This is a genomic window from Lentzea sp. DG1S-22 (assembly GCF_036321065.1).
Classification (GTDB): domain Bacteria; phylum Actinomycetota; class Actinomycetes; order Mycobacteriales; family Pseudonocardiaceae; genus Lentzea; species Lentzea jiangxiensis.
Window position 1 is genome coordinate 932,474 of record NZ_CP143276.1, and the last position, 25,682, is coordinate 958,155.

At 73.9% G+C, this 25,682-nt stretch carries 21 protein-coding genes; 13 read left to right on the top strand and 8 right to left on the bottom strand.

Annotated features, from left to right (window positions below; all coding sequences use genetic code 11):
* Positions 1–12: 12 nt before the first annotated feature.
* Genes V1227_RS04265 through V1227_RS04275 form a run of 3 tightly spaced genes read right to left on the bottom strand, consistent with a single transcriptional unit; the run spans position 13 to position 9,215 of the window.
* A complete protein-coding gene (locus V1227_RS04265; protein WP_329791139.1) occupies positions 13–4,416 on the bottom strand; it encodes an amino acid adenylation domain-containing protein in 4,404 nt (1,467 codons plus the stop codon).
* Entirely contained in the window at positions 4,413–9,047 is a 4,635-nt protein-coding gene (locus V1227_RS04270; protein WP_329791140.1) for a non-ribosomal peptide synthetase, read from the bottom strand. Before V1227_RS04270 ends, V1227_RS04265 begins: the two co-directional genes overlap by 4 nt.
* Before the next feature lie 45 nt (positions 9,048–9,092).
* A complete protein-coding gene (locus V1227_RS04275) occupies positions 9,093–9,215 on the bottom strand; it encodes a hypothetical protein (RefSeq protein ID WP_329791141.1) in 123 nt (40 codons plus the stop codon).
* Positions 9,216–9,238: 23 nt separating this feature from the next.
* Between V1227_RS04275 and V1227_RS04280 the strand changes: the two genes are divergently transcribed.
* From V1227_RS04280 to V1227_RS04290, 3 genes are read left to right on the top strand one after another with little or no spacing between them, the layout of a single operon-like run.
* Positions 9,239–10,279 carry a TauD/TfdA family dioxygenase gene (locus tag V1227_RS04280; RefSeq protein WP_329791142.1) on the top strand — a complete coding sequence of 347 codons (1,041 nt, stop codon included), beginning with the start codon at positions 9,239–9,241 and terminating at the stop codon, positions 10,277–10,279.
* Positions 10,276–11,946, top strand: a complete 1,671-nt coding sequence (locus V1227_RS04285; RefSeq protein ID WP_329791143.1) for a non-ribosomal peptide synthetase — start codon at positions 10,276–10,278, stop codon at positions 11,944–11,946. The genes V1227_RS04280 and V1227_RS04285 overlap by 4 nt, the downstream gene beginning before the upstream one ends.
* An 8-nt stretch (positions 11,947–11,954) precedes the next feature.
* Positions 11,955–12,719: a thioesterase II family protein gene (locus V1227_RS04290; RefSeq protein WP_329791144.1), complete on the top strand. Its 765-nt coding sequence runs from the start codon at positions 11,955–11,957 to the stop codon at positions 12,717–12,719.
* Positions 12,720–12,791: 72 nt separating this feature from the next.
* Here the strand turns inward: V1227_RS04290 and V1227_RS04295 are convergent, their stop codons facing one another.
* Positions 12,792–15,617, bottom strand: a complete 2,826-nt coding sequence (locus tag V1227_RS04295) for an AfsR/SARP family transcriptional regulator (RefSeq protein ID WP_329791145.1) — start codon at positions 15,615–15,617, stop codon at positions 12,792–12,794.
* A 167-nt stretch (positions 15,618–15,784) separates the two neighbouring features.
* On the opposite strand from V1227_RS04295, the gene V1227_RS04300 reads away from it, so the two are divergent.
* From V1227_RS04300 to V1227_RS04320, 5 genes are all read left to right on the top strand, one after another.
* Positions 15,785–16,150, top strand: a complete 366-nt coding sequence (locus V1227_RS04300; protein ID WP_329791146.1) for a nuclear transport factor 2 family protein — start codon at positions 15,785–15,787, stop codon at positions 16,148–16,150.
* 100 nt (positions 16,151–16,250) lie between these two features.
* Positions 16,251–16,688: a cobalamin B12-binding domain-containing protein gene (locus V1227_RS04305; RefSeq protein WP_329791147.1), complete on the top strand. Its 438-nt coding sequence runs from the start codon at positions 16,251–16,253 to the stop codon at positions 16,686–16,688.
* On the top strand, positions 16,685–17,920 hold the full coding sequence (locus tag V1227_RS04310) for a methylaspartate mutase (RefSeq protein ID WP_329791148.1): 1,236 nt from the start codon (positions 16,685–16,687) through the stop codon (positions 17,918–17,920). Before V1227_RS04305 ends, V1227_RS04310 begins: the two co-directional genes overlap by 4 nt.
* Positions 17,921–17,949: 29 nt before the next feature.
* Positions 17,950–18,942, top strand: coding sequence for an asparagine synthetase A (locus V1227_RS04315; protein ID WP_236221414.1), 993 nt, complete (start codon positions 17,950–17,952; stop codon positions 18,940–18,942).
* Positions 18,939–20,201, top strand: coding sequence for a glutamate synthase-related protein (locus V1227_RS04320; protein WP_329791149.1), 1,263 nt, complete (start codon positions 18,939–18,941; stop codon positions 20,199–20,201). The genes V1227_RS04315 and V1227_RS04320 overlap by 4 nt, the downstream gene beginning before the upstream one ends.
* 64 nt (positions 20,202–20,265) lie before the next feature.
* Here the strand turns inward: V1227_RS04320 and V1227_RS04325 are convergent, their stop codons facing one another.
* Together V1227_RS04325 and V1227_RS04330 are read right to left on the bottom strand one after the other, a co-directional pair.
* Positions 20,266–20,619, bottom strand: coding sequence for a hypothetical protein (locus tag V1227_RS04325; RefSeq protein WP_329791150.1), 354 nt, complete (start codon positions 20,617–20,619; stop codon positions 20,266–20,268).
* A 121-nt stretch (positions 20,620–20,740) separates the two neighbouring features.
* Entirely contained in the window at positions 20,741–21,892 is a 1,152-nt protein-coding gene (locus tag V1227_RS04330; RefSeq protein WP_329791151.1) for a helix-turn-helix domain-containing protein, read from the bottom strand.
* Positions 21,893–22,124: 232 nt separating this feature from the next.
* On the opposite strand from V1227_RS04330, the gene V1227_RS04335 reads away from it, so the two are divergent.
* A complete protein-coding gene (locus V1227_RS04335) occupies positions 22,125–22,262 on the top strand; it encodes a hypothetical protein (protein WP_329791152.1) in 138 nt (45 codons plus the stop codon).
* A 22-nt stretch (positions 22,263–22,284) separates the two neighbouring features.
* Here V1227_RS04335 and V1227_RS04340 read toward each other — a convergent pair whose 3' ends face one another.
* Complete coding sequence (locus tag V1227_RS04340; protein ID WP_329791153.1) at positions 22,285–22,596, bottom strand: hypothetical protein; 312 nt, start codon at positions 22,594–22,596, stop codon at positions 22,285–22,287.
* Positions 22,597–22,669: 73 nt separating this feature from the next.
* Here V1227_RS04340 and V1227_RS04345 point away from each other — a divergent pair, with 73 nt between their 5' ends.
* Positions 22,670–23,464, top strand: a complete 795-nt coding sequence (locus V1227_RS04345; protein ID WP_329791154.1) for a DNA-formamidopyrimidine glycosylase family protein — start codon at positions 22,670–22,672, stop codon at positions 23,462–23,464.
* 86 nt (positions 23,465–23,550) lie between these two features.
* On the opposite strand, the gene V1227_RS04350 is transcribed toward V1227_RS04345, so the two are convergent.
* Positions 23,551–23,793 (bottom strand): acyl carrier protein, encoded by a 243-nt coding sequence (locus V1227_RS04350; RefSeq protein WP_329791155.1) that lies wholly within the window; start codon positions 23,791–23,793, stop codon positions 23,551–23,553.
* Positions 23,794–24,184: 391 nt separating this feature from the next.
* On the opposite strand from V1227_RS04350, the gene V1227_RS04355 reads away from it, so the two are divergent.
* The 3 genes from V1227_RS04355 to V1227_RS04365 all read left to right on the top strand — a co-directional run bounded on the left by V1227_RS04355 (position 24,185) and on the right by V1227_RS04365 (position 25,678).
* Positions 24,185–24,823: a DedA family protein gene (locus V1227_RS04355; RefSeq protein WP_329791156.1), complete on the top strand. Its 639-nt coding sequence runs from the start codon at positions 24,185–24,187 to the stop codon at positions 24,821–24,823.
* Positions 24,824–24,999: 176 nt separating this feature from the next.
* On the top strand, positions 25,000–25,245 hold the full coding sequence (locus V1227_RS04360) for an isoamylase (RefSeq protein WP_374237228.1): 246 nt from the start codon (positions 25,000–25,002) through the stop codon (positions 25,243–25,245).
* A gap of 226 nt (positions 25,246–25,471) precedes the next feature.
* Positions 25,472–25,678 (top strand): hypothetical protein, encoded by a 207-nt coding sequence (locus V1227_RS04365; protein ID WP_329791157.1) that lies wholly within the window; start codon positions 25,472–25,474, stop codon positions 25,676–25,678.
* The last annotated feature ends 4 nt before the right edge of the window (positions 25,679–25,682 follow it).

Below are 25,682 nucleotides of genomic sequence, written 5' to 3' on the forward strand. Positions count from 1 at the left end.
GACAAACGGGGGCTAGCGGGCGAACGCCGGGACCCGCGGGTCCGTGGTGGCATCGCCGGCGAGCACGTGCAGCGCCTCGGCGTAGGCGTCGGCGTAGGCGTCGGCCACCTCGTCGGGGACGACGGAGGGCAGGTGGTCGACGGCGAGGAGCACCCGCGCCGACGACGGGTCCTGCACCAAGGCGGCGCCGAGGGCGAAGTTGGTCGGCTCGTAGCGCATGGTCGGCTCGCAGCCGATGCGGTCGTCGAGCAGCTTGGTCGGGGAGTCGGCCAGCCTGCCCAGCGAGTGGAACCGCAGGAAGGCGAAGCAGGCCTCCAGCCGGGTGTCGGCCAGGTGGCGGGCGATGCGGGCGAACGGCATCCGGCGGTGGGGCAGCATCGCCGCCTCGGCCTCGTGCATCGCCCTGATCAGATCGGCGCCGTTCTCGGTGAAGTCGACCACCAGGGGGACGGTGTTGAGGAACAGGCCGTACGCCTCGGTGCCGCCGTCGGTCTCGAGCCTGCCGTTGACCGACAGGCCGGTGGTGAAGCGCGGCAGACCGGTGATCCGGTGCAGCGCGGCGACGTGCGCGGCCAGGCCGACGGTCTTCACCGTGACGCCGTGCCGGCGGGCGGTGTCGCGCAGCACCTCGTCGGCGCCGGGGATCACGCGTTCGATCGTGCGGGGGATCTCCGGGTCGCTGAGCTCCGGTGGGCCGCTGGACCAGATCGCGCCGCTCGCTCCGTCCAGTGTGGACTTCCAGTACCGCTCGCTGTCCTGCGAGGCCAGCGCTTCCCGTTCGACGGCGACGAACTCGCGGAAGGTGGACCGGGGTGCGGGCAGCGGGTCCCGGCCGGGCGCGCTGTGCCGTTCCAGGACCTCGGTGAGCAGCGAGGTGAAGCTCCAGCCGTCGAGGATGGCGTGGTGCTCGGCGACGGTGAGCTGGAACGCGTCGTCGGCCAGGTGCTGGGCGGTGACCCGGAACAGCGGGGCGGTGCGGAGGTCGAACCGGGCGGCGACGTTGTCGTCGAACACGTCGGCGACGGCGTCGGCCTGCTCCTCGGGGCTCAGGCCGCGCAGGTCCTCCACGAGGACCGGAATCGGGGCTTCGGCGTGCACCAGCTGCAACGGCTCGCTGTAGCGGGAGACGTCCAAGGTGGTCCGCAGGACGGGGTGGCGGTTCATGGCGTCGCCGACGGCCTGGCGCAGCGCTGTCTCGTCGAGCGTGCCGGCGACCCGGTAGCTGTTGACGTTGTGGTAGCCGCCGGCGTCGTCGGACAGCTCCATGTGGTAGATCATCGACATCTGCATGGCCACCATCGGGTAGGCGTCCACGACGTCGGCGGGCAGCTCCGCACGGTCCTCTTCGGACACGAGGTCGAACGGCTCGGACCGCTTCGCGGGGCCGGTGCAGGCCTTCAGCAGCGGACCGAGCTCGGCCGGCGTCGGCGCGCCGAAGAGGTCCGGCAGCGACAGGGTCCAGCCGCGCTCGCGCAGCTTCCCCGCGAGGTGCACGGCGCGGATGGAGTCGCCGCCCAGGTGGAAGAAGTTGTCCCCGGCGCCCACCCCGCCGACACCGAGCACGTCGGCGTAGACCTCGGCGAGCGCCTGCTCCTGCGGCGTGGAGGGATCCACGTGCGCGTCGGTGTCGAGCACGGAGCCGAGGTCGGGTGCGGGCAGCGCGGCCCGGTCGACCTTGCCGTTGACGGTCAGCGGGATGACGCCGAGCACGGTCGCCGTCGCCGGGATCATGTGTTCGGGCAACGTCTCCGCGAGGAACGCGCGCAGTTCGGCGTACGACGGCGGCGTGCCGTCGACGGTGACGTACGCGGCGAGCCTGTCGTCGTGCACGGTCACCACGCAGGAGGTGACCGCGGGGTGGGCGGTGACGGCGTTCTCGACCTCGCCGAGCTCGATGCGGAAACCGCGGATCTTGACCTGGTCGTCGCAGCGGCCCACGTACTCCAGGCCACCGCCGGGCAGCCGCCGGGCCACGTCCCCGGTGCGGTAGAGCCGTCCGCCGGGCACAACGCCGTACGGGTCGGGCAGGAAGCGCCGCGCCGTGAGCCCCGGACGGCCCCAGTACCCGTTGGCCAGCGACCCTCCGCCGATGTGCAGCTCGCCGGCGACGCCGATCGGGCACGGCTGCAGGCGTTCGTCGAGCACCAGCGCCGACAGGTGCGGCATGGGCTCGCCGATCAGGCTGCGGCCGAACGCCTCCGCGTCGGGCAGGTCGAGCGTGGTGACGTGCACCGTGGTCTCGGTGATGCCGTAGAGGTTGCACAGGACCGCGGGCGGGCACTGCTCCAGCGCGAACCAGCGGCGCACCACGGCGGGGTCGAGCGCTTCGCCGCCGAGCATCACCGTGCGCAGCGCGGGCAACGGGAGCGGCCAGGTGCGCAGGACTCCCTCGAGCGTCCGCAGCGCCGACGGCGTCAGGCACAGCCGGGTGACGCGCTCGGTGGCCAGCAGGTCCGCGAACGCCTCGGGCGAGCGGCTGACCACGCGGGGCACCACGACCAGCCGGCCGCCGTGGTGCAGCGGCCCCCACAGCTCCCAGACCGTCCAGTCGAAGGCGTAGGAGTGGAACAGGGTCCACACGTCGGTCTCGGCGAAGGCGAAGTGGTCGTCGCCCGAGCGCATCAGCCTGCCGACGTGCTCGTGCGAGACCGCGACGCCCTTGGGCCTGCCGGTCGAGCCGGAGGTGAAGATGACGTAGGCGAGGTCAGCCGGGTCGACGTGCACCTCCGGCCGGTGCGACGGCGCTTGCGCGAGCCGCGGGTCGGCCAGGTAGTCGTCGGTGACGACCACCTCGGCGCCGGTGTCGGCGAAGACGAACTCGGCGCGGTCCCGCGGGGTGGCCAGGTCGACGGGGACGTAGGCGGCGCCCGCCTTGAGCACGCCCAGGATCGCGGTGACGACGCGCTCGCCGCGTTCCAGCAGCACGCCGACCCGGTCACCCCGGCGCACGCCGTCGGCGGCGAGGGTGTGGGCGACCCGGTTGGCGGCGGCGTCGAGCTCCGCGTACGTCCAGGACCGGTCGCCGCACGTCAGCGCGAGGCGGTCGGGGTGGGCGCCGGCGGCGGCCTCGAAGGCGCGGTGCAGCGGCAGGGGAGCGTCCGGCACGGCTCGCGGGGGCGCGAGCGCGGCGGCCGTCTCGGCGGCGTCGAGCGGGCTCAGCCGCCACAGCGGGAGGTCCGGCGCGTCCAGCGCGGCGCCGAGCAGGGTGCGCCAGTGGCCGACCAGGCGCAGCACGGTCTCCCGGTCGAACAGGTCGGTGGCGTACTCCACCTCGCCGCGCAGCTCGCCGTCGTCGAAGGTCGACCAGGTCAGGTCGAACTTGCTGGTGCCGTTGTGGTGCATGCGCCGGGTCGCGGTGGCAGCGCCGAAGCGCAGCGGTGCCGGGTCCTCGGCGTGCGCGCCGAAGACGACCTGCACCAGCGGTGCGTGCCGGGCCGAGCGCTCCAGCGCCAGCGCGTCCACGACCTCGTCGAAGGGCACGTCGAGGCAGGCGTAGGCGTCGAAGGCGGCGTCGCGGACCTGCTCGACCAGGTCGGCGAACGTGGCGGCGGGGTCGATGCTCACGCGCAGGGCGACGATGTTGACGAAGTAGCCGACCACGTCGGCCAGCTCGGGGCGGTCGCGGGTGGTGACCGGCGTGCCGACCACCAGGTCCCGGGCGCCCGTGCAGCGGTGCAGCAGAGCGGCGAACGCGGCGACCTGCACCACGAACGGCGTCGCGCCGAGGTCGGCGGCCAGGTCGCGGACGCGGGCGGACGTGCCGACCGGCAAGCCGAACACCTCCGTGTCGCCCGCGAACGTCCGGCTGGGCGGGCGGGTGCGGTCGGCGGGCAGCGCGAGCTCGGCGGGAGCGCCGGCGAGCCGCTCGGTCCAGTAGGCGAGCGAGTCCTCAGTGGACACCGCGCTGTCGTCGACGGGCCACAGGGGAGCCAGATCGGGTTCCCGGTCCCGCACGAGGGCGGTGTAGACCTCGGCCAGCTCGCGCTCGAACACGCCGGCCGACCAGCCGTCCCACACGATGTGGTGCACGACGAGGACGAGGGTGTCCGCCACCCCCGGCCCGGTGGCGAGGGTGGCTCGCAGCAGCGGCCCCTCGGCCAGGTCGAACCCGGTGCGGGTCTCGGTGTCCAGCAACGCCCGCAGGGCGTCCGGACCGTCGACCACGACCTCGGCGAACGGCAGTCGCACTCCATCGTGGACAGTCCTGACCGGACCGTCCTGACCGAGGTCGAAGGTGGTGCGCAGGGCGTCGTGCCGTCCGACCAGCAGCAGAAGGGCGCGGTGCAGGACGTCGGCGTCCACGGGGCCGTCGAACTCGAAGACCCACGGCACGAGGTAGGCGGCGTTTCCGGGGTTCCAGCGGTCCATGAACCACAGGCCGCGCTGCAGGCCGGAGACCGGCGTCGTGGTGGTCACTGTGCTGCTCCAGTCGTCTCGAGCGTGCGGGCGAGGGCGCTCACGGTCCGCGCGGCGAACACCTGCCGGGGCAGGACGCGGGACCCGGTCGCGCTGGACAGGTGCATGGCGACCCGCACCGCGGCGAGGGAGTTGCCGCCGACGCGGAAGAAGTTGTCGTCCGGGCCGACCTCGGCGAGCCCGAGCACCTCGGCCCAGACCCGCGCCACCAGCCGTTCGGCGTCGGTCCCGGCCGTCCCGCCGGAAGGAGGGGCGACGGTCCCGGTGGGGGCGGGCAGCGCGGCCCGGTCGAGCTTGCCGTTGGCGGTCAACGGAAGGGTGTCGAGGACGGTCACGCTGGACGGCAGCATGTAGTCCGGCAGCAGGCCCTCGAGGTGCTGGTGCACGCCGGCGAGGTCCGGGACGACGTCTCCGCGGGCCGTGACGTAGGCCGCGAGCCGGGGCCGGCCGGGCTCGGGCTCGTGCGCCACGACGGCGCAGTCACCGACCCCGGGGCACCCCGCCAGCGCGTGGGCGACCTCGCCGGGCTCCACCCGGAACCCGCGGATCTTGACCTGGTCGTCGGCGCGGCCGGTGATGGCCAGGGTGCCGTCGGGGTTCCAGCCGCCGATGTCACCGGTGCGGTACATCCTCGACCCCGGCGGGCCGAACGGGTCGGGCAGGAAGCGCCCGGCGGTGATCCCGGGCTGGGCGACGTAGCCCAGGGCGAGGCCCGCGCCGGTCACCCAGATCTCGCCCGGCTCGGTGCCGCCGACGGGCTGGAGCTTGCCGTCGAGGACGCGGACTCCCTTGTGCGCCACGGCCCTGCCGATGGGCACCGCCGCGGTGGGGTCGGCGTCGGTCACGTCGTGGGTGGTGGTGAAGCCCATGCTCTCCACCGGCCCGTAGCCGTTCACGACCCGCACGTGCGGGTAGCGCTCGGCGAGACGGGCGATGTGGGCGGCCGAGGCGCGCTCCCCGCCGGTGAACGCCACCCGCAGGCCGGCGAAGACCTCCGGGAGGTCGTCGACCAGGAAGTTGAACAGGCTCGACGACAGCTGCAGCTGCGTGACCCCGTGCCGGGAAACCAGCTCGGCCATGGTCTGCGGGTCGGGCCGCTGACCGGGGTGCAGCACGCAGGTCCCACCGAACAGCAGCGCCCCGTAGAGCTCCAGCCCGAACGCGTCCCACGACACGGGCGAGCACTGCAGCCACACCTCGTCGGGGCCGAACCCCGCGTAGTCCTGGCCGCTGTAGGTGGCCGCGAGCGCCCGGTGCGTGGCGGCGACGCCCTTGGGCCGACCGGTGGAACCGGAGGTGTACATGACGCAGGCGACGGCGTCGGCGTCGACCGGCACCGCGAAGCCGGCGGTGTCGCCCGTGGCCCCGGCCACGGTCTCGGCCGTGACGACCAGGCGCACGCCCGCATCGGTGATCACCTGGTCCTGCCGTGCGGCCGGCAGGTCCGGGTCGAGCAGCGTGTAGGCCGCGCCGGCCTTGAGCACGGCGAGCAGCGCCACGACCAGGGCGGTGCCACGGGGGATGCGGACGGCCACCACGTCGCCGGGGCGGACCCCGGGCCCGGCGAGGTGCCGGGCGGCGCGGTTGGCTGCGGCGTCGAGCTCCGCGTAGGTCAGCGACTCCTCGCCGGACACCAGGGCGGTCGCGTCCGGGGTCCGCGCGGCCTGCTCCGCGATCCGGACGTGCACGGGGGTGTCGACGTCGACGGGCGCGGCCGGTGCGGGCAGCTCCGCGTCGAGGTCGGCGACCAGCTCCCCGACCACCGCCCGCCACTGCGCGCCCAGCGCCGCGGCGGTGGAGGGGTCGAAGAGGTCGGTCGCGTACTCGACGCGGCCGTGGAGGCCCACCCCGTCGTCCTCGACGGACCAGGACAGGTCGAACCGGGAGAACTCGTTGGCGTGCAACCGCTTCTCGACTGTCACCGGGCCGTACGGGGCCGTCCCGGCCTCGGCGGTGTGCATCTCGAAGACCAGCTGGAACAGGGGAGTGCCCCCGCCGTCGCGCTCACCGGACGCCGCCGCGACGATCTCCTCGAACGGCACGCCCTGGTGGCGGAAGCCGTCCAGCGCCACCGAACGCACGTGGTCGAGCAGGTCTCGGCCGGTCAGCTCCTCCTCGTCGGGCCGGAAGCGCAGCGGGACGAGGTTGATGAAGTAGCCGACGAGCGCGTCGAGCTCGGCGCGGTCGCGGACGCTGACCGGCGTGCCGATCACGACGTCGGAGACCCCGCGGCGCCGGTGCGCCTCGACGAGGGCGGCCAGCAGCACCAGGTACGGCGTGGCGCCGGCGGCACGGGCGAGGGAGCGCACCCCCTCGGCGAGCTCCGGTTCGAAGGCGAAGGGCAGGACCCCGCCCCGTCCGGTGGCCCCGGTGCCGTCGCGGTCGGGGCGGATGGCGGGCGCCGACGGTGCTCCGCGCAGGTGCTCGACCCAGTAGTCCACATCGGACTGGTCCTCCGCGGACCACCGGGCGTAGTCGCTGTACTGGACGGCCAGCTCGGGCAGGCGGGGTGCGCGGCCCTCGACGGCGGCGAGGTAGCACTCGCGCAGTTCGCGGTCGAGCACCCGCAGCGATCCCTCGTCCCAGACGATGTGGTGCACGACGAGCACGAGAGTCGCCTCGCCGGGGCCGGTGTGCACCAGGTGGGCGCGCAACAGCGGCCCTTCCGCCAGGTCGAACGGGCGTTGCGCCACGGCGGCGACCTGCTGGTCGAGGTCCGCGTGCGACTCGGTGAAAGGGACTTCGACGCGATCGTGGACGACCAGCACGGGTGCCATGTCCGCGTCCGTGCCGACGGTCGAGCGCAGCGCGTCGTGCCGGTCGGCCACCGACTGCAGGGCTCGGCGCAACGCGGCCGTGTCGAGCGGGCCGGAGAACTGGAACAGCCAGGGCACGTTGTAGACCGAGCCGCCGGGCTCCCAGCACTCCCGCAGCCACAGACCGCGCTGGAACCGGGACAACGGCGCCGGGGCACCGGGGCGGGCGACCGGACCGGGCCGTGCCGGCGTCGATCCGGCCCGCAGCGCGGCGGCGAACCCGGCGAGCGTGGGCGCCTCGAACACCAGGTACGGCGAGACCGGGCCGAACGCCTCGAACACGCGGCTCGCGACCCGGACGGCGGTCAGCGAGTCGCCGCCGAGGTGGAAGAAGTTGTCGTGCGCGCCGACCCGGCGGACGCCCAGGACGTCGGCCCAGATCCCGGCGAGCAGCTGTTCGGTGTGGTCACGGGGCGCGTCGTCGTCGGCCACGGGTGCGGAGGCGGCCGGTGCGGGCAGTGCGGCGCGGTCGACCTTGCCACCGCCGGTGAGGGGCAGGCGGGCGAGCGCGGTCACCGAGGCGGGGACCATGTGCGCGGGCAGCCGCCGGGCGAGGAAGTCGCGCACCTCGGCGGTGTCCACCGCGCCGGTGACGTAGGCGGCCAAGCCGGTGCCGTGCGGCACGACCGCGCAGGTCTCCACGTCCGGGTGCGCGGCGAGGGCGTGCTGCACCTCGCCCAGCTCCACCCGGTAGCCGCGGATCTTGACCTGGTCGTCGCCGCGGCCGACGAAGTCGAGCACGCCGCCGTCGCCGCGGCGGACGGTGTCGCCCGTGCGGTACATGCGCGATCCGGGCGGGCCGGACGGGTCGGGCAGGAAGCGCGCGGCCGTCAGCGCGGCGCTGCCCAGGTAGCCGACCGCCAGTTCGGGGCCGCCGAGGTACAGCTCGCCCTCCTCGCTCGGGCGCAGGCCGTCGAGGACGTGCGCGCGCCGTTCGCCGACCGGCGTGCCGATCGGCACCGAACCGGTCTCGCCGGCCGTCTCGTGCACGGTCGCGGTGATGACGGTCTCGGTGGGGCCGTAGGCGTTGAGCAGCCGCACCCCGGTGCGCCGGGTCCACTCGGCCGCCGCGGCCGGCGACAGCCGGTCGCTGCCGGAGACCATGACGCGCAGCGACGGCGGCACCCGGTCCAGGGCGGCGGTGAAGTCGTGGAAGTAGCCTGCGGGGAGGTTGGCCACGGTGACCTGCTCGTCCTCGACCAGGCGCAGCAGCTCGTCGACCGACAGCAACCGCCGCTCGGGCAGCACCAGGCACGCGCCCGAGGTGAGCGCGGTCAGCACCTGCTCGACGGCGACGTCGACGGACGGGCCCGCGAGCTGCAGCACCACGTCCCGTTCGGTGATCCCGAAGCGCTGCGCGACGGCCGGCACGTGCGCGGCCAGCGCGCCGTGGTCGACGGCGACGCCCTTGGGCCGGCCGGTGGTGCCCGAGGTGTAGATCAGGTAGGCCAGTCCGGCGGTCGCGCCGCGGGCGGTGACGCCGGTCTCGCGGACGGTGCCGTCCTCGACGACCAGGGCGGCGCCCGAGTCGTCGAGCATGTCCTGGTTGCGCCCGGCGGGGGCTTCGGGGTCGAGCGGCAGGTACACGCCGCCCGCCCGCCACACGGCGAGCATCGCCGTCACGTAGTCCGACCGCGAACGGCTGCGCACCGCGACGACGCCGCCGGGCCGCAGCCCCGCGCCGGCGAGTGCCGCGACCAGCTCGCCCGCCGTCCGGTCGAGCTCGGCGTAGCCGGTCGACCTCCCGCCGGATCGCACCGCGGTGCGATCCGGCGTGGCGGTCGCGATGCGGCCGACCTCCTCGTGCAGCGACATGTCACCCTCCGGATCGGTGTGCGCGGTGGACGTTCGAGTCGAAAGCTAGGCGCGCGCCGACGGCCGGATCGGCAGGTCGAGCGGCACCTTGGCGGAAGCCCGCACCTGCCCCAGCAGCTGCCGCACCGCCTGCCGCACACCGGATCGCGGCCTCCCTAGCGTCGGCACCACGCCAGCAGAGAGGAACTGCGATGAGCCCCACCGCTTTGTCAGGAACGACGCCGTTGGTGTGCACGATCGAGCCCGGCGCGCCCGCCACCGTCGACGCCGAGGACGTGCACTCGATCGAGCAGGCCGCGGAGTGGTTGCGGGCCAACGCCGACGCCCTGCGGGACCTGCTGCACGAACACGCCGCGGTGTACGTGCGCGGCCTGCCCGTGCACGACGTCGACGACTTCGCCCTCGTGCGCGACACGCTGATGCCCGAGCGCACCCCGTACCGGGAGAAGGCCACTCCGCGCAGCGACTTCGGCAACGGCGTGTTCTCCTCGACCGACCTGCCCGCCGCGCAGCCGATCCACATGCACAACGAGAACAGCTACACCCTGACGTTCCCCGGCCTGCTCATGTTCGCCTGCCTGATCGCCCCGCCGGAGGGCGGCGCGACGCCGGTGGCCGACTGCCGCAAGGTGCTCGCGTCGCTGCCGGCGGAGCTCGTCGCGAAGATGCGGGAGGTCGGCTGGCTGCTCAACCGCAGCTACTCCGAGCACATCTCGACCTCGTGGCAGACCGCGTTCGCCGCGGCCACGAAGGACGACGTGGAGGCCTACTGCGCGGAGAACATGGTGTCCTGCCAGTGGCAGTCCGACGGCCACCTGCGCACCACCCAGCTGCGCCCGGGGATCATCTCGCACCCGGTGACCGGCGCGGAGGTGTGGTTCAACCACATGGCGTTCTGGAACGAGTGGGCGCTCGACGAGGAGCTGCGCGACGCGCTGGTCGACGAGTTCGGCGTCGAGGACCTGCCGTTCAACACCGCCTTCGGTGACGGCACCGTGCTCAGCCGCGAGGAGCTCGCCACCGTCCAGGCCGCCTACGAGGCCGCCACCACCCGCCGCCGCTGGGGCCGCGGTGACCTGCTGCTGGTCGACAACGTCCTGTCCACGCACGGCCGCGACCCGTTCCGCGGCGACCGCAAGATCGTCGTCGCCATGGGCGAGCCGGTCTCCGTGCTGGACTGCGCGCCCACCGTCGCCCCGTCGGCCACGCCGGTGAGCGGAGGGGACCGATGACCGGCCGGGACCTGCTGTCCCGCTTCCACGACGTCGTGCGGACCGCGCCCGGACGGGTCGCCGTGCGCGACACCGCCGGCGCGCTGACCTTCGCCGAGCTGGAGGCCCGCACGGCCGCGCTGGCCGCCGTGCTCGCCGGGCGCGGGGTGCGCCGCGGTGACCGCGTGGGCGTGAGCGTGCCGCGCGGCAACGGACTCCTCGTCGCGCTGCTCGCGGTGTGGCGGGCCGGCGCGGCGTACGTGCCGCTCGACCCGGCCTACCCGGCTGACCGCCTGGCGCACATGGCCACCGATGCCGCCGTGCGCACGACCGTGACGCCGGACGACCTGGCCGGTGCTCTTCAAACCGAGCACACCGACGTCGCCGTGTCGGCCGGCGACTCGGCCTACGTGATCTACACCTCCGGCTCCACCGGACTGCCCAAGGGGGTGCTGGCCACCCGCGGCGGCGTCGCGTCCCTTGTGGATGGACTGGAGCAGATGGCCGTGTACGCGGCCGAACCCCGGGTCGTGGCCTGGAACGCCAGCGCGTCCTTCGACGCGTCCGTGCAGCAGTGGGCCCGGGTCTGCCGCGGTGACACGATCGTCGTCCTGGAGGACGCTCACCGCACCGAGCCCGCCAAGCTCGCCGCGTGGCTCGACGAGTGCGGTGTGTCCGATGTGGACATGACGCCGACGCACTGGGAGATGCTGCGCGAGCACCTGCTGCCCGGACGCCCCGACGGCAGGCGGCTGCGGCTGTTCATCGGCGGCGAGCCGATCAGCGTTCCGGTGTGGCGGGAGCTGGCCGCCGCCCGCACGGTGGAGGCGTTCAACCTCTACGGCCCGACCGAGTGCACCGTCGACGCGACGGTCGCCGTGGTCGAGGGCGACCACCCCGGCATCGGCGACCCGCTGCCCGGCAACCGGCTCCTGGTGCTCGACACCCGGCTGCGCGAGGTCCCCGACGGTGAGATCGGCGAGCTCTTCGTCGCCGGGCCCCGCGTCACCGACGGCTACCTCGGCCGCTCCGGCCTGACCGCCGGCCGCTTCCTGCCGGACCCGTCCGGAGAGCCCGGCGCGCGCATGTACCGCACCGGCGACCTGGTGCGCCGCACCGGTGACGGCCTGCTCGAGTTCCACGGCCGCGCCGACCGCCAGGTCAAGATCCGCGGCCACCGGGTCGAGCTGGGGGAGATCGAGACCGTCGTGCGGTCGTCCCCGGCCGTCGCCGCGGCCGCCGTCGTCGTCCGCGACGACCTGGCGGGCCAGCCCGTCGCCTACTACGTGCCCTCGGGCCTCGCGGGTGCGCGGGAGCTGCGCGAGCACGCCGCGGCCTCCCTGCCGGAGGTCATGGTCCCGGCCGCGTTCGTCGAGGTCGCCGCGCTGCCGCTGACCCCGGGCGGCAAGCTCGACACCGCCGCCCTGCCCGCGCCGCCGGTGGCAGCCGGCACCGCTCCGGAAGGCGAGTTCGAGCAGTTCATCGCCCAGGTGTGGGCCGAGGTCCTCGGCCGCGACGCGGTGAACGCCGACGACGACTTCTTCGCCCTCGGCGGCCACTCCCTGGTCGCGCTGCGGGTGGTGTCGAGGGTGAAGAAGACCTTCGGCCTCAAGATGTCCCCCCGCGACGTCTACCGCCACCCCCGCCTGACCGATCTCGCCCGGCACGTCGAGTCCCTGCGCGTCTAGGAGGACTGGTGGACAACATCGACAACGTGGTGGTCCGCCCCCGCCGCAAGCCGGAGGCCACGAGGTCGCTGGTGTGCCTCGGGTTCTGCGGCGGCGGCGCGGGTCCCTACCTGCCCTGGGCCGACGTCCTGCCGGACGACGTGGAGCTCGCCGCGATCTGCTACCCCGGACGGGACGGGCGGTTCCTCGAGGACCACGCCGAGGACTGGCAGGCCCTCGCGGCCGACGCCACCGAGGCCGTGCTCGCGGCGGCGACCCGGCCGTACGTCCTCTTCGGGCACAGCATGGGCGGGTGGATGGCGTTCGACGTCGCCGCCCGCATCGAGCAGTCGGGCGGGCGCCGCCCGGACGCCCTCGTGGTGTCGTCGGCCAACGCGCCGAGCCGGGGGCTGACGCCGCGCGACATGTTCCCCGCCCAGAGCGACACCGACGCGGGGCTGCTGTCGTGGATGACGGTCAACGGCCTGCTCGCGGACTACGTCCTCGGCAACGAGGAGCTGCGGGAGATGGCGCTGGAGCTGATGCGCGCCGACATCCGCGTCCGGGACACGTTCGCCTACACCGACGGGACCGCGGTCGGCGTGCCGCTGCAGGTGCTGACGGGGGCCGACGACGACGTGATCGTCGCGGACACGGCGGCGCAGTGGCGGGCGCTGGCCGGCGGCGAGTACCGGCACGTGGAGCTGCCGGGCGGCCACTTCTACACCGAGGAGGTGTGGCGGACGCTGCCCCGGTTCATCCCGGCTCTGGGGTCCGTCCCCGCCGGGGTGTGATCGTGGTGCGGGCGGGCGTGGAAGCCTCGGCTTCCGCGCTCACCACGCGGCAGGGCGCCCTCGTCGTTCCGCTCAGCCTGCCGGGACCAGCTCGGGTGTCTCCCGCACCGGTAACGCCGCCAGCTCGGCGCGGATCGTGGCCGCGGCTCTGTGGTCCAGGATCCGCTCGCGCACGGCGAGCGCCTCTTCGAGGTAAGAGCGGGCTTCGGCGTAACGACCGGCGGCGGCGCTCACCTGGCCCAGGTTGCGCAGGAGCTGGCCCTCGCCGATGACGTCACGGGCCTCGCGGACCATGTCGAGGACGCGGCGCATGGTCGAGGTGGCCTCGGCGTGCTCGCCCGCCACGGCCTGCACCTGGGCGATCCGGTTGAGCGTGCGGGCGGCGCCTCCGGTGTAGCCGACGGACTCGTGGACCGCCATCGCCTCGGCGAGGTCGGTGCGGGCACGGGAGATCTCGCCGTTGCCGGCCAGGATGAAGGCCCGCTGGGTGAGGACGATCGCGCGGCCCACGACGTCGTCGACCTCCGTGAAGCCCGCGAGGGAGCGGTCGTAGAGGCGCAGCGCGGCGGTGTCGTCGCCGGTGTTGCGGGCGATCAGGGCCAGGTCGCGGTGGCACAGCGCCAGGCCGTGGGTGTCGCCCAGCTCCTCGAACAGCTCCCTGGCCGGGAGCAGGGCGTCGCGGGAGGCGTCGAGGCGGCCGCGGTTGATGTGCAGGGTGCCCAGCGAGCTCAGGACCGCCGCGGTGCCGCGGGTGTTGCCCGCCGCGCGGACGGCGGCGAGGGCCTCGGCGTGGGTCCGCTCCCAGTCGTCGAGGTAGCCGCGCGACTCGAACAGGGTGACGGAGGTGACCGCGAGGTCCCAGCACACCTCGTCGAGACCGGCGGCGGCCGCCTGGTGGACGGCCGCGCACAGGTTCTCCAGCTCGCCGTCCATCCACTCCAGGGGGTCGGCGGGAGCGCCGCCGGACGGGGGCCGCCAGCGCGGCGCGGTTCCGTGCAGCGAGGAGTAGTCACCGCCGTAGATGTCGCGGTGCGCCTGGTCGGCCAGCGCGAGCCACCCGCCGAGCAGGCGGGACACGGCGGCGGCGCGGTCACCGGCGGGGATCTCCTCCGCGGCCTTCTCGCGGGCGAACAGGCGCAGGATGTCCTGGTAGCGGTAGCGGAACTCGCCGCTCGGCTCGACCGACACCACGTCGAGCACCTGCACGTCCACCAGCGGTTCGAGCAGGTCTGAGGGGAACGGCCGGTCGTCGTCGAGCACGGCGCCCGCGACCCAGCCGGGGACGGCGGGTCCCTCGGCGAGGCTCAGCAGCCCGAACAGCAGCCGGGACCGGCGGTCGAGGCCGTCGTGGGTCAGCGCGAGGCTGGCGCGGATGGTCAGCTCACCGTGCGCGAGCTCGTCGAGCCGGTGCCGCTCGCTGGCGAGCCTCTGCACCATCGACGCGAGCGTCCAATGTGGACGTGCGGCCAGGCGGGCGGCGATGATCCGCAGCGCCAGCGGCAGCCCGCCCACGGTGCGCACGAGTGCCTCGGCGGCCTCGGGTTCGCGGTGCACCCGGTGTTCCCCGACGACCAGGCCGAGCAGCCGCAGCGACTGCGCGGTGCCGAGGACGTCCAGCTCGACCTGCCGGGCGCCGGGAAGACCGGTCAGCCGCGACCGGCTGGTCACCACCACCGCGCACGTGCTGCTGCCCGGCAGCAGCGGCAGGACCTGGCCCTCGGTGGCCGCGTCGTCCAGCACCACCAGCACCCGCCGGTCCGCGAGCAGCGTCCGGTACATCTCCAGCCTGGCGTCGACGCCGTCCGGGATCACCGGGCCGGGGATGCCCAGGGCGAGCAGGAAACGGCCCAGCACGTCGTCCACGGTGGACGGGTTGCCGGTGCCGTGCAGGTCGCAGTAGAGCTGTCCGTCGGGGAAGTGCTCCTGCGCCACCCGGTGCGCCAGGTGGGCGGCCACCGTGCTCTTGCCGACCCCGGGCCGCCCCGTGATCACGACGACCCCGACGGCCGAGCGCCCGGCGTCCCCGACGAGGACGGACTGCGCGCCGCGCAACATCTCCTCGTCGCCCACGAAGTCGGCGGTGTCGGCGGGCAGCTGCCGCGGCCGGGCCGGCTGCACGGCCTCGGCCGCCCGCGGTGCCGGTGCCACCGCGTCGGCCTGGGGCCGGGTGGGGGTCTCGCCGGCGAGGATCGCCGCCTCCAGCTCGCGCAGCCGTTCTCCCGGCTCCAAGCCGAGCTCCTCGACCAGCAGGGCACGGCCGTCGCGGTAGGCGTCGAGGGCCTCGGCCTGCCGGCCGGAGCGGTGCAGCGCCAGCATCAGCAGGGCCCGCGGCCGTTCCCGCAGCGGGTGCTCGTGGACCAGGCGCGTGACCTCCCCGACGAGCCGGTGGTGCTGACCCAGCTCCAGCTCCAGTTCCAGGTGGTCCTCGACGCAGGTGAGCCGCTCCTCGTCCAGCCGCAGCGCGCGGGTCCGCAGCGACCGGTTGGGGGCTCCGCCCAGACACGGCCCGCGCCACAGCGCCGCGGCCTCCCGCAGCAACGCGGCCGCCTCGGCGATGCGCCCCTCCTTGACCAGGACGCGGGCCTCGGTGGTGCTGGTGAGGAAGTCGGCGAGGTCCAGCGCGTCCCCGTTGAGCCGCAACCGGTAGCCGGGCGGACGGGTGTCGATCACCGCGGACAGGCCCGCTCCGTCCAGGGTGCGGCGCAGCCGGGAAACGCAGATCTGCACCTGCGTGCGGGCCGTGTCCGGCGGGTTCTCGTCCCACAGGGCGTCGACCAGCGTCTCGGTGCTCACCACCCGGTTGGCCTCCACGAGCAGCAGGCCGAGGATCACCTGCTGCCTGCCCGGCGGGATCCGCGCCGCACCACCGGGACCGTCGACCTCGACCGGGCCGAGCACCCGAAAACCTCCTGGTGACATAGCGTGCGGCCGCCTTCCCGGGTCTGAGGTGCCCCGAGAGTAAGCACACGGTCACGCAGGAGGACAAGCCCCCGCGATAGCGAGAAGATATCGGCAGGTTGCCGTGCGGCGGGACGGTTGCCGTTCAGCGCGTGAGGAGAACCGCCATGAGCACCGCCGCAGGCGTCGACCACGTCCGCCTGTCCTACCACTACCTCGACACGGGGGACCTGGACGGGTACGCCTCTTTGTTGCACGAGGACATGCAGCTCAAGCGGTGCGACGCGCCACCGGGGCACGGCCGCGACCACACCGTGCGGCTGCTGAGCACCTCCCCGGCCCTGCACGGCCGGCACCACCTCCACAAAGTGGTGGCGGACAAGGACACCGTGGTCGTCGTCGGCCGCTACACCCCGCCTCCGGGGGCGGAGCGCCGCACACCGTCCGAGTTCGCCGACGTGGTGACCCTTTCGGACGAGGGGCTGCTGCTGTGCAGCCGACGCTTCTACTACCTCGATCCGCCGTCCCTATAACGGCAACTGCCGGACGGCTGCCGTCGCCGCTGCCTGGCGACGTGGTACGCGGCTTCTAGTTTCGGGACAGGGAAACACCCGCGACAGAGGAGCTCGCCCCATGGAGTTGGACGCCGCCCTGCCGGACGCAGCCCGCCTCGACATCGTGGTCTCCGGGCTCGCCTCCGACGCGCACACCTGGAACCTCGTCTACCTGCAGCTGGTGCTGGAGGAGATGGGACACCACGTGACCAACCTCGGTGCGTGCGTCCCCGACGGGCTGCTGACGTCCCGGTGTGAACAGGCGGGACCGGACCTCGTCGTGCTCAGCAGCGTCAACGGGCACGGGCTCCAGGACGCCAGGCGCGTCATCGGACCGCTGCGCGCCCGGCTGGCGGGCACCCCGGTCGTCGTCGGCGGCAAGCTCGGCGTCGACGGCGCGGGCGGCCGCGCGGAGGCGTTGCTGGCCGCCGGCTTCGACGCGGTGTTCGAGGACGCCGACGCGATCGCGGCGTTCCGCCGTTACGTCGACCGGCTCGCCGCGGGGGTGCGGTCGTGACCGGTGGCTCGTTCGGCGGCTACGTCGCCCGCGCGGCCGCCGCGGGTGAGCTGGTCGTGCAGCCCAGGATGGGGGTGGCCCACCCGGCGCGGATGCGGGCCGGGCTCGCCGCGGTGCGCGGGGCCGGGGTGCGGGCGGCGGGCACGATCACCGTCGACAGCTTCACGCGCGTGGGCGACCACCACGCGGTGCGCAAGGCGCTGGCCACCGGTGCCGACCTCAACGGCTACCCCATCGCCGCGCACCCGCCCGAGATCACCCGGGCCGTGCTGGACGGGCTGCACGGACCGGACTTCCCGGTTCAGGTGCGGCACGGCTCGGCGTGCCCGCAGAAGATCGTCGCGGCCCTGCTGGCCGCCGGACTGGACGCGACGGAAGGCGGGCCGCTGTCGTACTGCCTGCCCTACAGCCGGGTCCCGGTCGCCGAGTCGGTGCGCGCGTGGGCCGAGTCCTGCCTGCTGCTGTCCGACGCCCGCGAGCGCGGCGCCCGGCCGCACCTCGAGTCCTTCGGCGGCTGCATGATGGGGCAGCTGTGCCCGCCGGGCCTGCTGGTGGCGATCAGCGTGCTGGAGGGCCTGTTCTTCCGCCAGCACGGCGTCGACAGCATGTCGCTGAGCTACGCCCAGCAGACCGACCCCGGCCAGGACGCCGAGGCCGTGGCCGCCCTGCGCGCCCTCGCCGCCGAACACCTGTCCGATGTGGACTGGCACGTCGTGCTCTACACGTACATGGGCGTGTTCCCGCGCACGCCGCACGGTGCGACCGCCCTGCTGGAACGCTCCGCGGAGCTGGCCGTGCGCACCGGCGCGGAGCGGCTGATCGTCAAGACGACGGCCGAGGCGCACCGCATCCCGACCGTCACCGAGAACGTCGCCGCGCTGGTGTCCGCCGCGGCCGCCGCGGCGCGGGCCGAGCCCCGCGGCGCGGTCGAGGACACCGGCGTGCTCGCCGAGGCCCGCGCGCTCGTCGACGCCGTGCTCGACCTCGCACCCGATGTGGGCATCGCCCTGGTCCGCGCGGTCGAACGCGGCTACCTCGACGTGCCCTTCTGCCTGCACCAGGACAACGCCGGACGCACGCGGGCGTTCGTGGACGGGGACGGGCGGCTGCAGTGGTCGCGCCTCGGAGCCCTGCCGCTGCCCGCCGGCCGCGCCGTTCCCGCCGCCGAGCCCACCGCCGACGAGCTGCTGCGCTCGCTCACCCACGTCGAACGCACCTTCGACCGCGCCTGACCCCGCCCCGTCCCCAAGGAGTGACCACGATGGACACCACCACGCCGGCGCCGGCGGATCCGCGCGCCCACCTCACCTCACCGGCCACCCGCGCGGTGCTGCGCGTGCAGCACCGGGTGCTCGACGCCGTGCGCGAGCACCTGGGCGGGCAGGGCTTCACCGAGATGCTCCCGCCGGTCATCGGCCCGGTCACCGACCCCGGCGCGCGCGGGGCCAAGCAGGTCGACGTCGATTACTACGGCCACCGCTACAAGCTGATGACCAGCGCCATCCTCTACAAGCAGGCGTCGCTGACCGCGTTCGACCGGATCTTCTGCATCGCCCCCAACGTGCGCCTGGAGCCGTTGGAGACCAGTTCCACCAGCCGCCACCTCGCCGAGTTCCACCAGATCGACGTCGAGGTCGCCGGCGCCACCCGCGACGACGCGACGCGGGTGGCCGAGAACCTCGTCGTGCACGTCGTGCGCCGGGTCGTCGAGCGCTGCGCTCCCGAACTGGAGGTCCTGGGCCGCGACCCGGACGCCTTCACCGACCTGCTGTCGGGCCGCGCCTTCGAGCGGCGCACCCACGCCGCCGCGGTCGCCGACCTGCACGAGACCGGCCACGCGCAGAACCCCGACGCCGAGATCGACTGGGAGGGGGAGGCGCTGCTGTCGGCCAAGGCCAGCAGGCCGTTCTTCCTCACCGACTACCCCAAGGGGTCGCGCGGCTTCTACGACCGCGAGAACCCGGCGGCCCCCGGTCGGCTGCTCAACTTCGACCTGCTGGCCCCCGAGGGCTACGGCGAGCTGTGCAGCGGCAGCGAGCGCGAACACGAGTACGCCGCCATCGTCGCCCGGATGCGCGAAACCGGGGAGAACCCGGCGAAGTACGCCTGGTACCTGAAGATGGTGCGCGAAGGCGTCCCGTCCAGCGCGGGCTTCGGCATCGGCCTGGAGCGGCTGGTCCGCTTCCTGTGCGGGCTGGACGCGGTCTGGCAGGCCAGCGCCTTCCCGAAGATCCCCGGCGTGGTGTCCCCGTGACCGCCCTGCGCGCGGACACCTTCCCGGAACAGGCCGTCCGGGAACGGGCCCGCGGCGGTGCGGCGGCGGTGTTCCCCGCCCTGTCCGACTACGGCGCCGCCCTGCTGGGCGAGCCGGTGGGCCCTCCGCCCGCCGACGCCCTCGACGCCGCCCGCCTGGTGCCGCCGGTGTTCATGCCGCTGCGCCTGGAGAAGCTCATCGACTTGGCCCGCGAACCGCTGCACGGCGACGTGGACCTCAACACCACCGTCGGCGGGTTCACCGCACACCTGCCGCTGTACCTGTCGGCGTTCGGCTCGACCCGTGCCGTGGGCACCGACCTGGGCCGTGCCGCCGCGGCCCAGGCGGGCGCCCTGGGCATCCCGATGGTCGTCGGCGAGAACGTCGTCCCGGTCGACGGCTACACCGGCGAGCGGTCCCTGCTGGCCAGGATCACCGCCTACGCCGACCACGCCCCGGACGGCGCGGGTGGGCTCGTGGTGCAGCAGAGCACCGAGGACGCCGACGCCGAGGTCTGGAACCGCGTCTACAGCGACCCGGCCACGCGCCCGCTGCTCGAGTCCGGACGGCTGGGGTTCGAGCTCAAGGTCGGCCAGGGCGCCAAACCCGGCCTCGGCGGACTGACCGTCGTCGACCGCGCCCAGGCGGACCGCCTCGCGGACCAGTTCGCGCTGGAACCGCTCGTCGACCCCGCGGGGGACCGGGTGCTGCGCTGCGCCAGCCCGGGGACGTTCACCGAGGAGATCCTGCGGCAGCAGGTCCGCCTGATGCGCAACAACTACCCGCGGGCACGGGTGTGGGTGAAGCTCCCACCCGGACGCGACGTCGCCGCGGCGGCGGACGTGGCGTGGCAGGCCGGAGCGGACGCGGTCACCGTGGACGGTGCCGAGGGCGGCAGCGGCTGGGCTCCCACGGCGTCACTGGCGGGAGTCGGCCTCCCCCTGGCGGAATGCCTGCGCCGCATCGGTTCCCCGCGCGGCTGCCTCCTCGCGTCGGGCCGCGTCTGGGAGGGGTTGCGCGCCGTGAAGTGCCTGGCCGCCGGGGCCACCGCCACGGGCCTCGGCCGGGCCGCGCTGCTGGCGGTCGACGAGAACCCCCGTTCGGGTCTGACCCGCCTGGTCGAGGCGATGATCCTGGAACTGCGCCTGCTGATCAGCGCACTGGGCAAGTACCACCCGTCCGCACTGTCCACTGAGGACCTGTGGTCTCCGGCGGGCTGGGAGGTCCCCACCAGTCCGATGACGGCGGCACGGGGCTAGCGATCACCGTCCTTCGAACGCCCTGTGCCCGCACCGATGCCCGGTGCGGGCACAGGGCGTTCACTCAGGCCAGCCCCGCGGCGGCCCGGAGGCCGCACAGGTGGACCGGGTCGGCCCGCAGGCGGACCGCCAGGTCCGGTGGTGGCCCCGGTCGCCGGTGCCCGCCGGCCGCGGCGTCCGCGACGGCGAGAGCCGTGGCGAGGCATTCAGCGAGGGCGTCGGGGGAGGGGGAGATCAGGCAGATCAACCCGCCGACGTGGTCGTAGCCCAGCGCTCGCAGCGCCCACGCCGCGGCCCGGCGGGCGTGCGGGGTGGGCGGCCACACGATGAGGAGCTCCGGGCCGGCGGGAACGAAGAAGGCGTGCACGGGGGATTCCGTCGCCGCGCCTATCGGACCGTTGTCGGTCATGGGGTCCATCGGTCACGCTCCCGGGCTAGGCGAGGCACCCAGTCCACCACGAGGTGGGCGGTGTCCTCGGCAGTCGCGCAGGCAGGCCGGGGGCGTGCGGGAACACACCCCGTGGCCGCCCGCCGACCGGTCAGGGCGTCGGCGGCGTGGCCGCCAGCACCGAGCGGACCAGGGGAGAGACGGTGAAACTGCGCCCTGTCTCCGTCTCCACGGGTCGCACCAGACCGCGTTGCAGGAGGTCGCGCAGCAGACGACCGGTGTCCGCCGACGGCCCGAAGCGCGGCGGCAACTCCTGCAGCACCCGGCGGTAGGGCTCGGCGGCGCCGGCCAGGGAGCGCAGGAGGGTGTCGTCGATCAGGCAGGCGGGGTCGGTGGCGGCCAGTTCCTGCAACGGGTAGACCGCCAGCCACGAGCCGACGGCGGCGAGCGCGGCGGGCAGTCCGTCGAGGGCACGGCACAGGCGGCCGACCTCCACCGGGTCCGCCGCACCGGGGTGGTCGGCGAGCAGCAGCCGGGCCGCGTCGTCGGACTCCAAGCCGGACAAGAGGAACACGCGTTCCCCGGCGAGCCCGCACGGCGTCGGCGCGGTGATCAGCACCCGCACACCGGGGCAGTCGGCGAGCAGCCGCAGCACGCTCTCGCCGCACACCGGCCCGTCGACCCCGTCGAGCACCACCAGTGCGGAACGGGCACCGATCACCTCGGCCAGGTCGTCGTCGACCCGCCCACCCGCGCGCACCGCCGACGACCACGCCATCACCAGCCCGGCCAGCCGCGGGTCCCGCAACGGCGTACCGTCCGCCCCCGCCCACAGCACCGGCATCCGGGCGTGCAGCACCCCGGCCACCGCCGCCGCGAACCGCGTCTTCCCCACGCCGGGCAACCCGACGACGGTCGCGAGCCGGCACCCGTCCGCCAGCTCGGCGGCCAGCCCACCGGTCTCCAGTTCCCGCCCCACCTGCACGGTCAGCGAGGTGGGCGGCACAGCGGCCGCCGCGTCGACCTCGGTGCGCCGGTCCGGGTCCGCGGCCACCTCCAGGTCGTGCCGGGCACGGCTGCCCAGCCGCAGCCCTTCGGCGATCAGCCGCACCGTGTCCGGCCGCGGCCGCAACGCCCGCCCCTGCTCCAGGTCCCGGATGGCCCGCACGCTCACCGTCGACAGGTCGGCCAGCTCCCGCTGCGTCAACCCGACCCGGCTGCGATGCCTGCGCAGCAGCTGGGCGAAGGGCGGGAGTCCGGGGTCCAAGGCGGGCGGAACGGCCATCTCGGCATCCTCTTTCACGCAGGGTGATTTTGTCGGGCCAATCGTGTGCGCCGCCGCTATCACGCTGCCATCCCCGCGGATATCCCGGCCGCAAAACAGCGGTTCCTCCCGGCTTCTTCGCAGTTCAGGGCCTGTCTGATAACGCCATCACCGCCGCGATAGCGCCGGGATAAACCGCGCGATAGTCCGGAGATCAGCGGGCCTCATAACGTTCGTCCCATCACCGGAAAACATTCCCGAGGAGCCCTGAATGATCCGCACCCTCATCACCAAGATCGCCGCCGTCACCCTCGCCGCAGCGGCCCTCACCACGGTCGCCGCCACCACCGCCCACGCCGTCACCGACACGGCCCCCGTCACCGCGTCCGGCAGCAACCCCTGGGAGTGAAGCCGGTCGTCACGCGGGTTCCTCAGGCGTCGCGCCGGTCCAGCGCCTCCAGGCCCTCCTGCCACCGCTGCCGCCGCTGGCTCGCCGTCTGCTCCCACCACGGCGTGCCGCGCTCACCGAGAGCCACCTTCGCGAGCTGGACCCGTGCCCGAGCCTCATGCTCCGCCTCGGCGTTCTCAGCGCGGAGGGCGGCGCCGACGTCCCGGCGAGCCGCCATCAGCAAGCTGCGCAACCGCGCGGAGGTCTCGGGCGGGATCTCGGGGTCGGTCGCCCGCCACCGCCGCCCGTTGATGATCACGAAGCGCCCGTCCGGCGTGTGCTCCGGCTCAGCCATCGCACCAGCATCGCACTGATCGACAGGCCGGGCGTGCTCTGCCGCGCCGACCGGTGTGGACGATGATGGGACGATGGCCGAGGGCGACAGCGTGGCGCGGATCGCGGCCCACCTCGACACCGCCACCGCGGGCTCGCTGATCGTCCACAGTGACGTCCGGCATCCCCGTTTCGCCACCGTCGACCTGGCGGGACAACACATCCTCGAATGGCGTGCGCGGGGCAAGCACCTGTTGTGTCGCACCGACGCCGGCCTCACGGTGCACTCCCACCTCAGGATGACCGGCACGTGGTCGGTGCTCCGCCCGCACAAGCGGTTGCCCGCACGGGTCGTGCCCGACCTGCGGATGGCGTTGCGCCTGGACGACGGCCGCACCCTGGTCGGGGTCGCGCTGCCGGTGCTGACCGTGCTGAGGACGCGTGACGAGCACACAGTGGTGGGACACCTCGGCCCGGACCTGCTCGGCGCGGACACCACGGGCATCGACAGCGTCATCGTCGCGGCGAAGCGGGTCGCGGCCGCGGGCGACGAGACGATCGTCGCGGCGTTGCTGGACCAGCGCCGGGTGGCGGGTCTGGGCAACATGTGGGCCCAGGAACTGCTCTTCCTGCACGGCGTCAGCCCCTGGCGGGCCGCCGGCACCGTCGGCGACCTCGAGGTGGTGCTCACCGACGCCCGGCGGCGGTTGGAGCACGCGGTCCGCGCGAACCCGGCGCAGAACACGACCGGCATGCCGAGACCCCGCCATTGGGTGTACGGGAGGGCACGACGCCCGTGCCTGCGTTGCGGCACACCGATCGCGTTCCGTCCGGCCGAACGCACCTCGCACGGCCGCGAGACCTGGTGGTGCCCGGTCTGCCAGGTTTGACGCGCGAGGTTCGGGTCCCGGACGCGCCAAGGCCGTCCACGCCCTGTTGCGGGCACGGACGGCCGTGGCGCGATCTGACCGATGCGTCAGCTGACCGCGGGTCCCGATTCACTCGACCCCGACAGCTCCGCGATGAACGTGTGGCACTGCTTGGCGCGCGCGGAGTCCTCCTCCATGACGCTGCGGAAGAAGTCGGCGATGTCCTGGCGGCCGGCGTTCTCCGCGTCGCGGACGTACTGGCCGTAGTCGTGCCCCGCCTTGAGAGCGTGGTACTGGACGGAGATCAGGTCGTAGGTGACGTCGTCGAACCCGGTCTCACCGGTTGCCATCGCTACCTCCTGTGGTTGTGGGTAACGGTGTAGTAGCCACGGGAGGGCGGATCAAACCGATGCCGCCGACATTGCCGCGTTCCACCGGACCGCGACCGGGGTGATCACCGGTTGGACGGGTGGTGCGTGCTCCACCTCGGAACCGGTGGCTGAGGGCAGCCGCCGCGTTTTCGCCGGCGTGCGCTGCTTTCCCCACCTGGCAGGAAAAACCGGGGGTGGGGGCACCAGTAGGGTGTTCCCCGTAGTCCTCGAGAAGGACAGGCAAGTCAGACCACGGGCCGATGTGCGAGCTGAGCCCGTTCCGGTCAACTGTCTGCCAGAAGAGGCGTGATGCCGGGGGCATCGGTGCGCCGTCGAGACGAACTTGCGCTTTGCCGACTGGGGAGAGTCCATGTCCTTCCTGACCGACGCCCTCGAAGGGCTGGCCGGTCTGCCGCAGCCCGCCGTGCTCGCGGTGACGGGTGCGTTGACGCTGGCGGAGTGCACGCTCGGCGTGGGTTTCCTGGCGCCGGGTGAGAGCGCTCTGCTGCTGGCCTCGACGACGGTGACGAGCGTGCCCCGGTTCCTGGTCATGTGGCTCGTGGTCTCGGTGTGCGCGATCGCGGGCGACAGCATCGGCTACCACCTCGGCCGCCGGTTCGGCGACCGGCTGCGGGACAGCAGGCTGGTCCGGAAGGTCGGGCGGCAGCACTGGGACAAGGCGGCGGAGCTGCTGCGCACCCGCGGCGCCTGGGCGGTGTTCGCCGCGCGGTTCATGCCCGTGGTGCGGACGCTGGTCCCCGCGTCGGCGGGTGCGTCCGGAATGGAGTACCGCCGGTTCCTGCCCGCCTCCATTGCGGGCGCGGTGTGCTGGTCGGCGCTGCACATCGGCATCGGCTCGGCCGCGGGCGCTTCGGCGAAGTACATCGAGTCGGTCTTCAACGGGGCGATGTGGGTGCTGCTGGCCATCGCCGTCGTGATCGGCGCGGTCGTCGTGCTGCGCCGCCGCAGGCAGGCCGCCGACACCAGGGAGCTGGAGGAGGTCGCCTGAAGCGGCCGGCCGGGCGGTAAACCTCTCGCGGCGAAAACCACCCGATCCGGGGCATCTCACGGCGCGTCGGCTCGTCAGCGGTGGCGTTCGTCGGCAGGCTGCCACGGCACGGCGACCGAGGAACGCGAAGGGATGACGACTCGATGATCCGGATCGTGCCTGCGAAGGACCAGCAAGTGCGAGTGACGTGGGCGTTGCCCCGGCACGAGCCGCCCGGGCCCGTCAGCGTGGTGGGCGACTTCAACGACTGGACGCCGGGAACGACCGAGCTCCGCCCCCGCTCCAACGGCAAGCGCACCGCGGCGGTCGTCGTGCCGCGGGGCACCACCCTGCGGTTCCGCTACCTCGGCCCGGACGGCCACTGGTTCGACGACGAGGACGCGACCGCCCACGACGGCCAGGGTGGTCTGATCAGCGTCTGAAGAGGCTCAGCCGACGGACGCGGTCCAGGAAGCCAGGAGCGGCAGGACGTGCGCGGTGGGGGAGCCGGGTTCCACGGTGTAGACCACCAGCGGCTGGTGCGGGGCGTGCGGCACGGTGACCGCCTCCGCCCGGTGTGGACAGCGTCCACGAGTTCGGCGACGCGCGAGAGGCGTTCGCGCACCACCAATGCGGAGGTGTGGTCGGCAAGGTCGTCATCAGGGTGCCGTGACCGCGAGCCCGGCGGATGACGGCAGCCGGGAGTCGCGTGGGCGCCTGCGGATCAGCGTCCCCGATGCGACGCGCCTGGGCGTGACGACCGGGGATCGCGTCAAGTTCACCACCCGGCGCACCGCCGCCGAGGACCGCGACGAGCGGCCGGCACGCCGTGGCACGTGCCGGCCCGGCTCGAAGCCGTGCGCCTTGACCGGGTGAGCGA

Coding starts and splice junctions, on each gene's coding strand:
- V1227_RS04335 (WP_329791152.1), top strand. CDS start 22,125: ATGATCCGCACCCTCATCACCAAGATCGCCGCCGTCACCCTCGCCGCA.
- V1227_RS04305 (WP_329791147.1), top strand. CDS start 16,251: ATGGAGTTGGACGCCGCCCTGCCGGACGCAGCCCGCCTCGACATCGTG.
- V1227_RS04345 (WP_329791154.1), top strand. CDS start 22,670: ATGGCCGAGGGCGACAGCGTGGCGCGGATCGCGGCCCACCTCGACACC.
- V1227_RS04300 (WP_329791146.1), top strand. CDS start 15,785: ATGAGCACCGCCGCAGGCGTCGACCACGTCCGCCTGTCCTACCACTAC.
- V1227_RS04340 (WP_329791153.1), bottom strand. CDS start 22,596: ATGGCTGAGCCGGAGCACACGCCGGACGGGCGCTTCGTGATCATCAAC.
- V1227_RS04325 (WP_329791150.1), bottom strand. CDS start 20,619: ATGGACCCCATGACCGACAACGGTCCGATAGGCGCGGCGACGGAATCC.
- V1227_RS04280 (WP_329791142.1), top strand. CDS start 9,239: ATGAGCCCCACCGCTTTGTCAGGAACGACGCCGTTGGTGTGCACGATC.
- V1227_RS04285 (WP_329791143.1), top strand. CDS start 10,276: ATGACCGGCCGGGACCTGCTGTCCCGCTTCCACGACGTCGTGCGGACC.
- V1227_RS04270 (WP_329791140.1), bottom strand. CDS start 9,047: ATGTCGCTGCACGAGGAGGTCGGCCGCATCGCGACCGCCACGCCGGAT.
- V1227_RS04355 (WP_329791156.1), top strand. CDS start 24,185: ATGTCCTTCCTGACCGACGCCCTCGAAGGGCTGGCCGGTCTGCCGCAG.
- V1227_RS04315 (WP_236221414.1), top strand. CDS start 17,950: ATGGACACCACCACGCCGGCGCCGGCGGATCCGCGCGCCCACCTCACC.
- V1227_RS04350 (WP_329791155.1), bottom strand. CDS start 23,793: ATGGCAACCGGTGAGACCGGGTTCGACGACGTCACCTACGACCTGATC.